The 14,377-nt window shown below is 72.1% G+C and carries 15 protein-coding genes and 2 pseudogenes; 12 read left to right on the forward strand and 5 right to left on the reverse strand.

Annotation, left to right across the window (positions count from 1 at the left end):
- The 3 genes from AB0J69_RS26765 to AB0J69_RS26775 all read left to right on the forward strand — a co-directional run bounded on the left by AB0J69_RS26765 (position 1) and on the right by AB0J69_RS26775 (position 2,810).
- Complete coding sequence (locus AB0J69_RS26765; RefSeq protein ID WP_364122488.1) at positions 1-900, forward strand: sugar ABC transporter permease; 900 nt, start codon at positions 1-3, stop codon at positions 898-900.
- The gene (locus AB0J69_RS26770; protein WP_364122490.1) at positions 897-1,802 is read left to right on the forward strand and encodes a carbohydrate ABC transporter permease; all 906 of its coding nucleotides are present in this window, start codon (positions 897-899) and stop codon (positions 1,800-1,802) included. Before AB0J69_RS26765 ends, AB0J69_RS26770 begins: the two co-directional genes overlap by 4 nt.
- A gap of 192 nt (positions 1,803-1,994) precedes the next feature.
- Positions 1,995-2,810: a hypothetical protein gene (locus AB0J69_RS26775; RefSeq protein WP_364122492.1), complete on the forward strand. Its 816-nt coding sequence runs from the start codon at positions 1,995-1,997 to the stop codon at positions 2,808-2,810.
- 87 nt (positions 2,811-2,897) lie between these two features.
- Here AB0J69_RS26775 and AB0J69_RS26780 read toward each other — a convergent pair whose 3' ends face one another.
- From AB0J69_RS26780 to AB0J69_RS26790, 3 genes are all read right to left on the reverse strand, one after another.
- Complete coding sequence (locus AB0J69_RS26780; protein ID WP_364122494.1) at positions 2,898-3,356, reverse strand: ATP-binding protein; 459 nt, start codon at positions 3,354-3,356, stop codon at positions 2,898-2,900.
- Between the two features lie 103 nt (positions 3,357-3,459).
- Positions 3,460-3,864, reverse strand: a complete 405-nt coding sequence (locus tag AB0J69_RS26785) for a hypothetical protein (RefSeq protein ID WP_364122496.1) — start codon at positions 3,862-3,864, stop codon at positions 3,460-3,462.
- 203 nt (positions 3,865-4,067) lie between these two features.
- Positions 4,068-4,610, reverse strand: a complete 543-nt coding sequence (locus AB0J69_RS26790; RefSeq protein ID WP_364122498.1) for an XRE family transcriptional regulator — start codon at positions 4,608-4,610, stop codon at positions 4,068-4,070.
- 108 nt (positions 4,611-4,718) lie between these two features.
- Between AB0J69_RS26790 and AB0J69_RS26795 the strand changes: the two genes are divergently transcribed.
- A complete protein-coding gene (locus tag AB0J69_RS26795) occupies positions 4,719-5,957 on the forward strand; it encodes a benzoate/H(+) symporter BenE family transporter (RefSeq protein WP_364122500.1) in 1,239 nt (412 codons plus the stop codon).
- A 222-nt stretch (positions 5,958-6,179) separates the two neighbouring features.
- On the opposite strand, the gene AB0J69_RS26800 is transcribed toward AB0J69_RS26795, so the two are convergent.
- Entirely contained in the window at positions 6,180-7,232 is a 1,053-nt protein-coding gene (locus tag AB0J69_RS26800) for a LacI family DNA-binding transcriptional regulator (protein WP_364122502.1), read from the reverse strand.
- Between the two features lie 415 nt (positions 7,233-7,647).
- On the opposite strand from AB0J69_RS26800, the gene AB0J69_RS26805 reads away from it, so the two are divergent.
- From AB0J69_RS26805 to AB0J69_RS26830, 6 genes and pseudogenes are all read left to right on the forward strand, one after another.
- Positions 7,648-8,160, forward strand: coding sequence for a flavin reductase family protein (locus AB0J69_RS26805; RefSeq protein WP_364122504.1), 513 nt, complete (start codon positions 7,648-7,650; stop codon positions 8,158-8,160).
- Between the two features lie 17 nt (positions 8,161-8,177).
- A pseudogene (locus tag AB0J69_RS26810) lies at positions 8,178-9,178 on the forward strand (glutathione S-transferase C-terminal domain-containing protein).
- Between the two features lie 52 nt (positions 9,179-9,230).
- A pseudogene (locus tag AB0J69_RS26815) lies at positions 9,231-9,398 on the forward strand (hypothetical protein); the annotation flags it as partial.
- A 24-nt stretch (positions 9,399-9,422) separates the two neighbouring features.
- Complete coding sequence (locus AB0J69_RS26820; protein WP_364122634.1) at positions 9,423-9,686, forward strand: ABC transporter ATP-binding protein; 264 nt, start codon at positions 9,423-9,425, stop codon at positions 9,684-9,686.
- Between the two features lie 136 nt (positions 9,687-9,822).
- A complete protein-coding gene (locus tag AB0J69_RS26825; RefSeq protein ID WP_364122506.1) occupies positions 9,823-10,530 on the forward strand; it encodes a ThuA domain-containing protein in 708 nt (235 codons plus the stop codon).
- On the forward strand, positions 10,515-11,603 hold the full coding sequence (locus tag AB0J69_RS26830; protein WP_364122508.1) for a Gfo/Idh/MocA family oxidoreductase: 1,089 nt from the start codon (positions 10,515-10,517) through the stop codon (positions 11,601-11,603). The genes AB0J69_RS26825 and AB0J69_RS26830 overlap by 16 nt, the downstream gene beginning before the upstream one ends.
- A 46-nt stretch (positions 11,604-11,649) precedes the next feature.
- Here the strand turns inward: AB0J69_RS26830 and AB0J69_RS26835 are convergent, their stop codons facing one another.
- Entirely contained in the window at positions 11,650-12,252 is a 603-nt protein-coding gene (locus AB0J69_RS26835; protein WP_364122510.1) for a TetR/AcrR family transcriptional regulator, read from the reverse strand.
- 89 nt (positions 12,253-12,341) lie between these two features.
- Between AB0J69_RS26835 and AB0J69_RS26840 the strand changes: the two genes are divergently transcribed.
- Together AB0J69_RS26840 and AB0J69_RS26845 are read left to right on the forward strand one after the other, a co-directional pair.
- Positions 12,342-13,097 (forward strand): glucose 1-dehydrogenase, encoded by a 756-nt coding sequence (locus AB0J69_RS26840; protein ID WP_364122512.1) that lies wholly within the window; start codon positions 12,342-12,344, stop codon positions 13,095-13,097.
- A 53-nt stretch (positions 13,098-13,150) separates the two neighbouring features.
- Positions 13,151-14,344 (forward strand): winged helix DNA-binding domain-containing protein, encoded by a 1,194-nt coding sequence (locus tag AB0J69_RS26845; RefSeq protein ID WP_364122514.1) that lies wholly within the window; start codon positions 13,151-13,153, stop codon positions 14,342-14,344.
- Positions 14,345-14,377: the final 33 nt, after the last annotated feature.

Genomic DNA, 14,377 nt, shown 5'->3' on the forward strand with positions numbered 1-14,377 from the left:
ATGGCCGGCATGTCGGGCCAGCGCCGCATGGAGCGGCGCTGGGGCCTGCTCATGGCGCTGCCGGCCCTCCTCGGATTCGTGATCTTCACGGCGGGGCCCATGGTCGCCTCGCTCGCGTTCAGCCTGACGGACTGGCAGGTGGGCGGCACGCCGGCGTTCGTCGGGCTCGGCAACTACACCGAGCTGGCCGGGGACGAGCTGTTCTGGAAGTCGCTCAGCGCCACCACGTACTACACGCTCGGCGCGGTGCCGCTGGTGCTGATCGTGTCGTTCGCGGTCGCCATGCTGCTCAACCAGAAGGTACGCGGCCTGCCGATCTGGCGGACCATCTTCTACCTGCCCACGCTCGTGCCCGCGATCGCGAACGTGGTCCTGTGGATCTGGATCTTCAACCCGGACTTCGGGCTGCTCAACTCGCTGCTGCGCCAGGCCGGCCTGCCGACCGGGCAGTGGATCTACGACGAGGCGATGGCCATCCCCTCGCTGATCGTCATGAGCACCTGGGGCTTCGGCAACACCATGGTGATCTTCCTGGCGGGTCTGCAGGGGGTGCCGCGGCACCTGTACGAGGCGGTCTCGATCGACGGGGGCGGCCCGTGGCGGCGCTTCTGGCACGTGACGCTGCCGATGATGACGCCGACCATCTTCTACAACCTGGTCGTCGGCGTGGTCGGCACCTTCCAGGTGTTCAACCAGGCGTACGTGATGACCGAGGGCGGCCCCAACAACGCCACGCTCTTCTACGTCTACTACCTGTTCCGGATCGCGTTCAAGGAGAGCGAAATGGGTTACGCCAGCGCGCTCGCCTGGGTGCTCTTCATGATCATTGTGGTGATCACGTTCCTGCTGTTCAGGAATGCCCGCCGCTGGGTCTACTACGAGATGGCAGGTGCCCGATGACCGCCGTCGAGGCGCCGCCCCGGAGCCCGCGTGCCGGTCGCGTCGCCCCCACCGCCGGACTGCGCGGAGGGCGCAGGTACGGCAAGGTGCTGCTCTACGTGGCGCTGGTCGCCGGGGCGGTGCCGACGCTGCTGCCGTTCGTGTGGCTGGTGCGCAGCGCGCTCATGCAGGACGCCCAGATGTTCGTCGCGCCGCCCGAGTGGATCCCCTCGCCGTTCCAGTGGTCGAACTTCACCGAGGCGCTCACCGCCCAGCCGTTCTGGCTGTACTTCGTCAACACGGTGATCATCGCGGTGATCAGCGTGCTGGGGACGGTGCTGACCTGCTCGGTGGCCGCCTTCAGCTTCTCCCGCCTGCGCTGGCGCGGCCGCAACGTGGCGTTCGCGGTGCTGCTGAGCGGGGTGATGCTGCCGTACGCGGTGACGCTGATCCCGACCTTCGTCATGTGGCAGGAGCTGGGCGCGCTGGACACCTACCTGCCGCTCACCGTGCCGAGCTGGTTCGCCGGGGCGGGCGGCGGGGTGTTCAACGTCTTCCTGCTGCGGCAGTTCTTCCTGACGATCCCGTTCGAGCTGGACGAGGCCGCCTACATCGACGGCGCCTCGCCCTGGCGGGTCTTCTGGACGATCGTCATGCCGCTGTCGAAGCCCGCGATCGTGGTGGTGACGATCTTCACGTTCATCGGGACCTGGAACGACTTCCTCGGGCCGCTGCTCTACCTCAACGACGAGGAGAAGTACACCCTCTCCCTGGGCCTGGCCTCGTTCCAGAGCATCTACCTCACCCAGTGGGGTTACCTGATGGCCGCCTCCGCCGCCGTCATCGCCCCGATCATCGCCCTGTTCTTCTTCCTGCAGCGCTACTTCATCGAGGGCGTCACGCTCACCGGCATCAAGAACTGACAGGAGCCTCCCGTTTGAGAAGGAAATACCCTCACCGGGCCCGCGAACCGGGAGATCGTCCGGCCGGCCGTCCGCTCCAGCGACGCCGAGCCGTCCAACGCAGAGGCGCGGATGGGCAGGATGGACACCGGCCGGGGCATCTGACATGATCACCGTCCGGCTCTGACCCCGTGGCGGGGGGTGGTGGAACCCGTGCTCCGACCGGTCGCCATCGTGACGGCGCTCGCACTCGGCTTGGCGATCGTGCTCACGTCCGCCAACAAGGCGGCTCCGCGGTGGGAGGTGTGGGCGTCTCTCGCCTTGGCGCTCACCGTCGCCTCCGGCTCCGTCTTCGCCTATGGCGTCCAGCGCTGGAAAGATCTGACGGCCCTGCGCTCCATGCGTGTCCGCGAGTTGCTCCGCCCGCTGGGCGCCCTGCTCCTGCTGGCCGTGCTGCTGCTCGTGCCGGCTCTGGTCCTGTCCCCGAGCGCCCGTGCAGGCTGGCGGGGCTGGGGGCTCTCGACGATCGCGTGTGTGGGCGCCCTTCCGGCCACGGTGACGATGTTGGGCATCCTCCGGTCGGCCGAGGCACCGGAGGGCGGACCAGGCACGCGGGTGGCCACGCTGGTCGCCTCCCGGCGGCTGCTCCGGCGGCTGCTGGGCGCCGTCGGCTCGCTGGTAGCGCTGGCGACGCTCGCGCTCGGCGCCTCTCCCGCCCCGTTGTCGTCACCAGGGGTCGTGCTGATCTTCGGCGGCACCGGATCGCTGCTGGTAGCCCTGGCGTACGTGCCGGCCCGCGCCGCGCTGCGGGAGGCCGCCACCCGTCTGTGCGACGACCTGCTGCCCCTCGGGGACGCCGACGACGCCGCGACAGTGCTCAGCCGGACCGAGGAACGCGCGAAACTGGAGCAGGTCCTGGAGGTCGACCACAACGTCATGACCGACTTGCAAACGGGCCTGGTGATCGTCGGGCCGCTCCTGTCCAGCGCCGCCGCCGCGTTCCTCCCCGGATCCACCGGGGCAGGATGAAAAGGCGGCCCGGAACTCCAGAGCTCCGGCAAACCGCGGTGGCCACCGCGAGATCCTGGCCGCAACGGCTCGGCGGCGCAGCCCGCCTCAGTAAGCCGGCGGCGGGTTGCGCCGGCCGGCCGTCACGCGATGGTCGCCGTTGTGCCGGGCTCGGTGGTGGAAGCGCAGGTGCAACCGCGTGGTGCCGTCGCTGTCGTCGAGACTGATCTCGTCACACAGCTGCCGCAGCAGCCAGAAGCCGACTTCCCGGCCGGCGAGCAGGGCCGGGTCGGCGTCGACGGTCCAATACGCCATCGTCAACGCGCCGGTAACGTCCACGAACTCCAGGCTGACCCCGCCCGGGTCGCTCCAGGCGATCAAAGTGCCGCCTTCGCCGTGGTCCAGCACCTTGCCGGCGGCCTCGCTCGCCGCGATCACCAGATCCGTCAGCCGCTTGCCGGCCAGGCCGGCACCGGTGCCGAAAGCGCGGACGCCCACCCGCAGAGCGGCGAGATCGTCCGTGATCGGCCATTCCAACCGGAAGCCCGGCAGCACGTCGACCGCCACCTTTCGCCAGCGGGTCCATCCGTCACGCGAATCCTTGCCCGCCCGGCGACCCGATACACGCGCACGGCACGTGATCTGCGGCAATACCGGCATCCGGGGCATCTCATCCGCGAAGGCGCTCCCGCCGCGCCGGGCGAAGCCGGCCCGGGGCCAGCCCGCCGGTTCTGCGGCCAGGCGATCCTGGAGCAGCCCGCCGGACACGCGCGACCGCGCTCGCAGAGGCCCCTCCGGCAGACCCCCGGCCGACCCGCCGAAGGACCCACCGGCCCGACCGGCTGCGCAGGACGCGTCGGCCGGCAATCTGTGACGAGGCCTTGGCGAGCCCGGGCAGCAGGGGCCAGATCCGCCGCGCTCCCGTCGCCAGCTCGCGCACGCCACCGGCCGCGCCGCCCGGATGCCGGCGCAGGAAGACGCTGACCTCCACGACGGCCCAGACGAGCAGCGCCAGGCCCAGCACGGCCTCCACGGCGCAGACGGCCGCGAGTGCGAAGATGACAAAAGTGATCATTGTGACGGCTCCGTGTGGCGCCTGCCAGGTGTTGTCGATGGGTTCACCGGCCCGAGTCTAGATTCGCCCCTCGCGCCGATCCGGCCGCTCGCCACCGAGCCAAGGGGATCTTTGCCTCGCCCGTCAAGATCCTTTGCCTGGTCCGGGTTTGCCCCCTGCGCCGGACCGTCAAGCGACGTCGGGTGCGGGGTGGAGCCGGTGGCTCAGGTCTGCCGGGGGGAGCGGATCAGCAGGATGGCCAGCACTTCGTCTGGGCCGACCGTGCTGTAGGTGTGGGGGACGTCGGCCTGCCAGGAGATGTGCTCGCCCGGCGCGGCGAGCATGGGGGCGTCGGCCGGGCCGGCACGCAGCACGCCCGCGTGGACCGTCACGTGTTCGGTCACGCCGGGGGCGTGGGGTGGCGAGTGTTGCACGACGCCGGGGCGGACGCGCACGCGCAGCAACTCGAACGTCGCGGTCGGCTCCTCGAAGACCTCCAGCAGTGTGGCCGTCACGGCGGCGCCCGGCACGTGGACGGCCTCCGCGGGCGGCGCGCCGGGCTCCAGCACCAGGGCCGTCAACGGTACGCCCAAGGCTCCCGCCACCGCGTAGAGCGTCTCCAGCGTCGGATTGCGGGTGCCCAGCTCCAGACCGGACAGGGTGGCCTTACCGATGCCGGCGCTGCGGGCCAGCGCCGACAGGGAGATGCCGCGGGCCTCCCGCAATCGCCGCAGCCGGCTCCCGATGTTCATGTCACCGCCGTCCACGCGGCAATCATCGCATTCCGCCGACGGGCTTGTTCCCTGGCGGCGGCGTGGCTATGGTACGTTCCGTAAACGGAACGATCGGTGATCTGGCGAAGCTGAGGAGCGGGCGTGCGCGTGCAGGCCGTCATGGCGGGGCTGATCAGCGCGGTGGTCGGCTACGCCAGTTCGTTCACCGTCGTGCTCGCCGGGTTGCGTGCCGTCGGGGCGACGCCGGGGCAGGCTGCGTCCGGGCTGCTCGCCCTCTGCTGCGGCGTCGGGGTGGCGGCGGTCTTCCTCGGGCTGCGATACCGCATGCCGATCAGCATCGCCTGGTCCACCCCCGGCGCGGCACTGCTGGTGGCGACCGGTCCCGTGCCCGGCGGCTTCCCCGCCGCGGTCGGCGCGTTCGTCGTCTGCGCCGGGCTCATCGTCCTCGCCGGCCTGTCGCCCTGGCCGGCCCGGGCGATCGCCGCCATCCCGCGCCCGATCGCCGGTGCCATGCTGGCGGGCGTCATCCTCAGCCTGTGCACCGCCCCGATCCGCGCCGTCGTCGACATCCCGCTGCTGGCCGTGCCCGTCGTCCTGACCTGGGCGGTGCTGCAGCGGTACCTGCGGCAGTGGGCCGTACCCGGCGCGCTCGTCGTAGCCATCATCGCCATCGCGGTGCACGAGCCCGGCAACGGCCTGTCCGGCGCGGCGCTGAGGCCCGCGGTCGAGTTGACCACCCCGACGCTGAACCTGTCCGTCGTGGTGAGCATCGCCATCCCGCTGTTCCTCGTCACGATGGCCGCGCAGAACGTCCCCGGTATGGCGGTCATGGCGACATACGGGTACATGCCGCCCCTGCGCCCGGTCCTCGTCGCGACCGGCCTGGCGAGCGCGGCGGCGGCGCCGTTCGGCGGTCACGCCGTCAACCTGGCGGCGATCACCGCCGCGCTGACCGCGGGCCCGGACACCCACCCTGACCCCGGCCGCCGGTGGATCGCGACGGTGGCCCTCGGCGCGGGGCAGCTGGCGCTCGGCCTCGGCGCCGGCCTGGCCATGGCTCTGGTGCTGCTGTCCCCACCCGTGCTGGTCATCGCGGTGGCCGGCCTCGCGTTGCTGCCGGCGCTCGGCTCGTCGCTGGCCGGCGCCGTGACCGAGCCGGAGGGGCGGGAGGCGGCGGTGGTCACTTTCGTGGTCACCGCGTCGGGGATGACGATCCTGAGCATCGGCGCGGCGTTCTGGGGCCTGGTCGCGGGCGGCCTGACCGCTCTCCTGCTGCACAGGCGACCACCGTCGAAACAGCAGCCGTCGTCCACCTCGGAAGCCGGGGCGGAGCCTCCCGTGGACCGGATGGCCGGCATGTCGGCCGATCGGCCGTCATAAGGGAATGACCGCTGTTTCGTCGGCCCGGCCCACGCGCACCTGGACTCGCGACCGGTGGGAGGGCACGGCGAGGTGCAAGGGGAGACCGGCGCGGCACCCCGCCGGCGAAGGACTGCAGCATCACGGTGGGGTGAGATCCGGCGCACACCGTAGGGACGCCCAGGTGCCGCGCGCCCCGGCTCGATGCGCGCGGCACTGAGGGGCTGCGTCGAGGTGGGGCGGTCAGGTGCTGCGGCGGGTGGAGGCTCGGGGTACGAGGGTGGCGGGGACGGTCAGCACCCCTCCGGGGGCCGGCCGGCCGGCGATGGCGTCGAGGAGGTGGCGGGCGGCGAGGCGGCCGATCTCGCCGAGGTTCATGTCCACGGTGGTCAGGGGCGGGCGGCAGCCGAGGGCCATCGGCTCCCAGTTGTCGAACCCGACGAGCGCCACGTCGTCGGGCACCCGCCGGCCCGCCTCCCGCAGCGTCTCGGCGACGCCGCGGGCGATCTGGTCGCTGCCGCAGAAGACCGCGTCCACGTCGGGGGCCGCGTGCAGGAGGATGTCGGCGGCCTGGCGGCCCCACTCCTCGCTCCACTGGCCGAACAGCAGCTCGCCGGCCGGTTCCAGACCGGCCTGCGCCAGGGCCGTGCTCAGCCCGCGCGCCCGGTCGCGGGCGGCCTGGAACCGCTCGGGGCCGGTGACGTGCCCGATGCGGGTGCGGCCGGTCGCCAGGAGGTGCCGGGTGGCCAGGGCGCCGCCGCCCTCGTCGTCGGGGATGATCGAGATGTCCGACTCGTCGGCGGACCTGGTCATCGCGTAGACGACCGGGACGGGCAGGTCGCGGCCGATGCTGGGGCGCGGCTCGGTGCGCCGGCCGGTGACGATGACGCCCTCGACGCGCCGGGCCAGCAGGCGGTCCACGTAGTGGCGCTCCCTGATGGGGTCGTCCCGGGTGTCGCAGAGGAACACCGAGATCTGCCCGGAGCCCAGGGCGTCCTCGGCGCCCAGCATCACCGGGATGCTGAAGCGCCCGTAGCTGTCGCCGGTGACGAGGCCGACGGTGTAGGTGCGGCCCGCGAGCAGCCCCTGGGCCAGAGGGTTGGGGCGGAAGCCGAGGCGTTCGGCGGCGGCGAGCACCCGGTCGCGGGTCTCGTCCCGCAGCCGGCCGCGGCCGTTCAGCGCCTTGGAGGCGGTGCCGATGGAGACGGCCGCGGCCGCCGCGACGTCCCGGATCGTGGCCGGCTTCGCCGCCCGCTCTGAAGGGGTGGCCAATGAGCTGGTGCCTTTCGTCCGCACGCAATGGTATATGACACTCTACAGCCAGCTGTTGGGAAACCCTTTTCTCGCATCGCTATTTCCTTCAAAACCAGTAGGAAATATTGACTTATCCGGTATTCCGGCTTAGCGTCGATGACATGAGCCAGGGCTTCCTCCTGACCGGGCGCCCGCACGTGGACTACGGCCACGTCACCACCGCCCAGTGTCGTTGATCACGGACCAGTAGCCGCGGCGTGGCCCCGCCCGCCGCCTCCACCCTCGTGCTCCGGCGTGGCCGACGCAGCCCACGCCTCCGCTGACGAACTCCCCGACCGCGCTCGTGCCACCTCAGGGCGCCGCGCGAGCATGCCTTCCTTCGTGAGGAACCTCCCGTGATCTCAACCAGGTCCGTCCCGCCGTCCTCCCGCCGCGACTCCGACAGGAGGGGCCGGGCATGACGGACACCATGCCCGGCCGCGCCGTCGCCGCCGAGCCGTTCCGGCGGGCGCTCGCCGTGCACGCCAGCGGCGTCGTGGTGATCACCGCGCAGAACGACGGCATCCCCGTCGGCCTGACGGCCACGTCGTTCTCCTCGGTCAGCCTCGAACCGCCCCTCGTCTCCTTCTACGTCGACCAGTCCTCGACGACCTGGCCCTGGCTGCGCACCGCCGACCACTTCGCGGTCAACATCCTGGCCAGCGACCAGGCCGAGGTGGCCGCCAGGTTCGCCGCCAAGGGGGTCGACCGGTTCGCCCCGCCCACCTGCTGGCGGCCGGGGCCGCTCGGCGCGCCGCTGCTGCAGGACGTCTCCGCCCACCTGGTCTGCCTGCCGTACGAGACGGCCGAGGTCGGCGACCACGTGCTGGTCGTCGGGCTGGTTGCCGAGGTGGACCTGCACAGCACCGGCCGCCCCCTCCTCTACCACCAGGGCCGCTTCGGCCGGTTCCTGCCCCACCCCGAAGACTGATCATTCCGGAGTTGAGCGTGACCGTGACCACCGGCACTCCGATCTACGCGAGTCCCGTCGACCATGTCTCCTACGGCCAGTACGGCCCCGGCCGCCTGCACCTGTCGGCGGGCTGGACCCGCCCGGTCCACCTCTTCCAGGACCGGATCACCGCCGACGGATCCAGCGGCTACCGCGCCGAGCCCGGCCGCTACCACCTCTACGCCGCTTGGGTCTGCCCGTACGCCCAGCGCGTCGCGATCATCCGCAAGCTCAAGGGGCTGGAGGAGGTGATCTCGCTCTCGTACGTGGACGACGGCGCGACGGCCGCGGCTGGGCCTTCCGGCAGCGCCGGGGAGCCGACCCGGTCAACGGGTTCACGCTGCTGGAGCAGGCGTACGACGCCACCGAGAACCGCTACCCGGGCCACATCTCGGTGCCCGTGCTCTGGGACCGGCGCCAGGGCCGGATCGTCAGCAACAACTTCCCCGACATCACCATCGACCTGGCCACCCAGTTCGAGGAATGGGCGACCACCGCCGCCGACCTCTACCCGGAGCCGCTGCGCCCGGAGATCAACAAGCTGAACGCCTGGCTCTACCACGACGTCAACACCGGCGTCTCCCGCGTGGCCCGCGCCGCCACCGGCAAGGAGCGCGCGGACGAGCGCCGGCGGGTCCTGTCCGCGCTGGAGTGGCTGGACGAGCGGCTGGCGGGGCAGCGGTTCCTGACCGGGGACACGGTGACCGAGGCGGACGTGCGGCTGTGGGTGACGCTGGCCAGGTTCGACTCGGAGTACAACCGCGACCACCTCATCAGCGAGTGGGACCTGTCCGGGTTCGAGTACTTGTGGGGCTACGCCCGCGACCTCTACCAGCGGCCGGCCTTCGTCGGCACGCCGGAGCAGGTCACCGAGCGGCTGCGGGTGCTGCGCCGGGTGACCGGGGCCGACGAGCTGCTGGTCACCACCATCACCCACGACCACGACGACCGCGTGCGCTCGTACGAGCTGCTCGCAGAAGCCTGGAACCGCCCGTGAACCGCCTCACCCACGCCTCCGCCGCGCTCCTCGTCGCCCTCGCGGTGACCGGATGCGGCGCCGAGGCCGCCGAGCCGTTGCGGTGGCGGTTGCCGCGGGACGAGCGGCGTGCCCGGGTGCTGGAGTTGCTGGCCCGTGTCGGCCTGCCGCCGGAGGTGGCCGCCCGCCATCCCGCGAGCTGTCCGGTGGCCAGCTGCAGCGGATCGCCATCGCCCGCGCCCTCGGCCCCCGGCCCGGCGTGCTGGTGTGCGACGAGCCCGTCTCCGCGCTGGACGTCTCGATCCAGGCCCAGGTGCTGGACCTGCTGGCCGAGCTCCGGCACGAGTACGGCACCGCGATGGTGTTCATCTCCCATGATCTCGGCGTCGTCCACCACCTGGCCGACCGCGTGCTGGTCATGAAGGACGGCCGGGTCTTGGAGGACGGAAACGTGGACGAGGTGTTCAGCCGTCCCCGGCATCCGTACACGCGTGACCTGGTCGCCGCCGTGCCTCGCCTGCCGGACTGACCGGCCGGTCGGCCGACGGATCAGAATGGTCAAAAATTCGACGGGAGTTTTCCGCCGGACTCAGACACAATTGGCGAAGTGTGCCGCTTTCGCGGCGCACGGCCGATTTATGGTCCATCGAGCGATTGGCAAATGCATGGCGGGCGAGCACAGGCGTACGGTTCTCGTGGTGCGGGGCGGCTGGGAAGGGCATGTCCCGGTGGCGGCCACCGACCTCTTCGTACCCTTCCTCGAAAAGAACGGGTTCGAGGTGCGGCTGGCGGACAGCCCGGCGCCCTACGCGGACCCCGCGTACATGTCCGGAGTCGATCTCATCGTGCAGTGCTACACGATGGGCACGATCGAGCAGGACGAGCTCAAGGGCCTGCGGGCGGCGATCGAGGCCGGCACGGGCATGGCGGGCTGGCACGGCGGCATCGCCGACTCCTACCGCAACTCCTCCGACTACCTGCACCTCATCGGCGGGCAGTTCGCCTGCCACCCCGGCAAGCACCCGGACGACGAGGACGCGGGCACCGAGCGGCACAACTTCGTCCCGTACACCGTCAACATGTCGCCCGAGGCGGTTGCGCACCCCATCACCGAGGGGATCGGCGACTTCGACCTCGTCACCGAGCAGTACTGGGTGCTGGCCGACGACTACAACGACGTGCTGGCGACCACGACCCAGAAGGTGCGCCCGTGGGATCCCTGGCACCGGGAGGTGACCTCGCCGGCGATCTGGACCAGGCGGTGGGGCAAGGGGCGGATCTTCGTCGCGACCCCGGGGCACAGCCTGGACGTCCTGGAGAACGACAGTGTGCGCACGATCATCGAGAGGGGAATGTTGTGGGCCAGCCGCTGAACCTCGGCATCGTCGGTTGCGGGGCCATCTCGGCCCAGTACTTGCAGACCATCGACCGGCTGCCGCAGGTGAGGCTGGTGGCGGTGGCCGACCTGGACCTCGACCGGGCACGGGAGGCGGTGCGGCCGTACCCGGGGGTGGACGTGCTGGGCGTGGCGGAGCTGATGGCGGACGCGCGGGTTGACGCCGTGCTCAACCTCACCGTCCCGGCCGCGCACGCCGAGGTCGCCCTGATGGCGATCGCGGCGGGCAAGGACGTCTACTGCGAGAAGCCCCTCGCCGCGACCGGCGCCGACGCGCGGCGGGTGCTGGAGGCGGCCGAGGCCGCCGGCGTGCGGGTGGGTTGCGCGCCCGACACCGTGCTGGGCACCGGCACGCAGACCGCCCGCATGGCGATCGACGACGGCCTGATCGGCCGGCCGGTGGCGGCCACGGCGACGATGATGACGCCCGGCCACGAGCGCTGGCATCCCCATCCCGACTTCTACTACGTCCCGGGCGGCGGACCGCTCCTGGACATGGGCCCGTACTACGTCACCAGCCTGGTGACGCTGCTCGGGCCGGTGGCGTCGGTGATCGGGGCGGCCAGCCGCACGCGGGCCAAGCGCACGATCGGCTCCGGCCCCCGCCGGGGCGAGGACATCCCGGTCACCGTCGACACCCACGTGACCGGCGTGCTCGTGCACGACTCCGGCGCTCTGTCCACGCTGGTGATGAGTTTCGACGCGGTGGCCACCAAGGCGGCCAACATCGAGGTGCACGGTGAGCAGGGCTCGCTCATCGTGCCCGACCCCAACCACTTCGACGGGCCCGTCCTGCTGTCGCGCCTGGGCGATCAGGACTGGCGCACGCTGCCGGTGTCGGCCGGGTACGCCGAGGCGGGCCGCGGCGTGGGCCTGATCGACTTCGTCTCGGAGCGGGAGCCCCGGGCGGGCGGGTCGCTGGCCTTCCACGTGCTCGACGTCATGGAGTCGCTGCTCGCCTCCGCGCACTCCGGCAAGGCGCTGGACGTCCCCAGCACCTGCGACCGGCCCAGGCCGGTGGCGCTGAGGAGCGCTGCCGCGGAACGGTGAGCCGAACCCCCGCGCCCGGCCGCCCCTGACGCCGCTCGCCGGGCGGCTAGGCGCGGGGCCGGCTGTCGCGCAGCTGCTGCAGGCCGGTGTCCAGGGCGGCTTCGAGGTAGGTGATGCGGCCGGTGGACAGCAGGATCAGCACGCCGCCCTGGACCCCGGCGAGCAGGGCCGCCGCGGCGTGGTCCGGGTCCAGGGCCGGGTCGATCTCGCCGGCGGCCTGCATGTGCCGCACGCCCGCGGCCAGCTCGGCCTGCCACTGGTGGATCAGCTCGGCCACCACCGCCTGCGCGCCCGGCGTGGTCCTGCTGATCTGGGACATCACGACGTTCAGCGGGCAGTGCCGGCCCTGGTTGCGGTAGCGTTCGACGACCCGGTCACGCCAGGCCTGCCAGGCCGCCCAGGACGTGAGATCGCCGAGTTGCGGCTGCTGGTCGGCCAGCACGCGGGCGGCCTCAAGGCGGGCCACGGCCAGCAGCAGCTCGTCCTTGCCGCCGGGGAAGTAGTGGAAGAGCTGGCTGCGGCTGGTGCGCGTGCGGGCACGGACGTCGTCGAGGGTGAGGTCGAGCAGCCCGTTCTCACGGATCTCGGCGGCCGTTCCCTCGATGATCCGTTGCCGCGTCGCGGCGCCCTTCGCGGTCAAAGTGCTCATACATTCCTCTTTTTCTGGACTTGCCAGTCCATTTTGCCACAGGCAGCATGAGCCGCGCACGTACCGGGACACCTGAAAGAAGCACCACCGTGAGCGCACGCCTGCACAACCGCACCGCCCTCGTCACCGGCTCGACCGACGGGATCGGCGTCGCCATAGCCCGCGCCCTGGCCGCCGAGGGCGCCTACGTCGTGGTCAGCGGCCGCGACACCGCCCGCGGCGAGAAGGTCGTGGCCGCCATCACCGAGTCCGGCGGCCGCGCCGGGTTCGCCCGGGCCGACCTGTCCCTCGGGGCGGCGGCCGTACGCGAGCTGGCCGCGACCGCCACCGAGCTCGCCGGCGGCCATCTCGACATCCTGGTCAACAACGCGGCCATGCTGCTCGTACCGGCCCCGACGGCCGAGGTCGGCGAGGACGTCATCGACCGGGCGCTGGCGGTCAACGTCAAGGCCGCCTTCCTGCTCACCGGCCTCCTCGCCCCCGCCATGGCGGCCCGGGGCGCGGGTGCCGTCGTCAACCTGGGCTCGATCGCCGGCCTGTCCGGCACCGGCGGCTCGGCCCTCTACAGCACCACCAAGGCGGCGATGCACTCGCTGACCAAGTCCTGGGCCGACGAGTACGGGCCCTCCGGCGTCCGGGTCAACACCGTGGCCCCCGGCCCCACGTTCACCGAGAAGGTGGCGGCGATGGAGGAGCACCTCGCACCCATGCTCGCCCGGATCCCGTCACGGCGGCCCAGCACGCCGGAGGAGGTGGCCAAGGCCGTGGTCTTCCTCGTGAGCGACGACGCCTCGAACATCCACGGCGCCACGCTCTCGGTGGACGGCGGCCGCGCGGCGATCTGAGGCCACCCTTCACGGGATCCGGTTCCCGCGCACCAGCGGGGTAGGGGGGAGCCATGGCGAAGGTCGAACGGGAGCAGATTCTGGCCTACCGGCTGCACGGTCATCAGCTGGCCGAGCCGGCCCCGGCCACCGGCCTGGCCGAGGTTGCCGGGCGGTGCTACCCCCAGAACACCCCACCGGGATCGGCCGGGCTCGCGCTGTCGGCGCGGGTGCGGGACGTGACGGAGGAGACGCTCGCCGGGCAGCTCGAGGGGGAGAAGGCGCTGCTGCAGGCGTTCGGGGCGCGCGGGGCGCCGCACGTCTTCCCCGTACGGGACGCGGCCGTCTTCACGCGCGGCCTGCTGCCCGGGGACGAGGAGGCGCTGCGGGAGTTCCTCGGGGGCGCGGTGCCGTCGCTGGACGAGCTCGGCATGACCGCGGCCGACCTCGTCCGGTACACCTGCGAGGCGGTCGCCGACGTGCTCGACGGGACCGCTCTGATCAAGGACGACCTGGGGAGAGCGGCAGGGGAGTGGATCATCGGGCGGCTGCCCGCCGGGCTGCGGGACGGCTGGAACGGGCACTCGCCCTACTCCCCGAAGCAGTTCATGGGGGAGTCGCTCGTCCGCTTCGCCCTGCCCGTGGTGTCCCTGCGCGGCATCCTCTGCCATGGGGGCAGGGAAGGGCGCTCGCCGCTGCTGCGGCGTACCGACCAGTGGGTGGGGCGGGTCCCCGGCGGTGACCGGGACGCGTCCGCCGAGCTCGTCCGGCGCTACCTGCGTTGCCACGGCCCCTCCACCGCGCGGCACTACGCCGAATGGGGCGGGATCGGGACCGGGCAGGCGGAGGCGGCGTGGGAGGCCGTGCGGGACGAGCTGGTCGAGGTGGACCTCGGCTGCGGCGTGGCGTGGGTGGCGGCGGGGGAGCTGGCGCGGCTGGAGTCGCCGCCCCAGGCGGGCTCCGAGGTGGGCAGGGTGCGGATGTTGCCGCCGCACGACCCGTACCTGCAGGCCAGGGACCGGGAACGGCTGCTGCCGGACCGGACGTCGCACCGGCGCGTCTGGCGTACCTCGGGCAATCCGGGGGTGATCCTGGTGGACGGCGAGATCCGGGCCGGGTGGCGGCCGCTGACCAGATCGCGCCGGCTGGCCATCACCGTCGAGCCGCTGGGCAAGATCGCTCGCGCGCACCGCGGCCCGATCGAGGAGGAGGCCACCCGGATCGCCCGCCACCGCGGCCTGGAGCTGGCGGACATCACCGGCTGGTGACCTCCCCGCCCCGACCGTGCGCCGCGGACGGGC

It is taken from the genome of Nonomuraea sp. NPDC049709, assembly GCF_040674815.1.
GTDB lineage: Bacteria > Actinomycetota > Actinomycetes > Streptosporangiales > Streptosporangiaceae > Nonomuraea.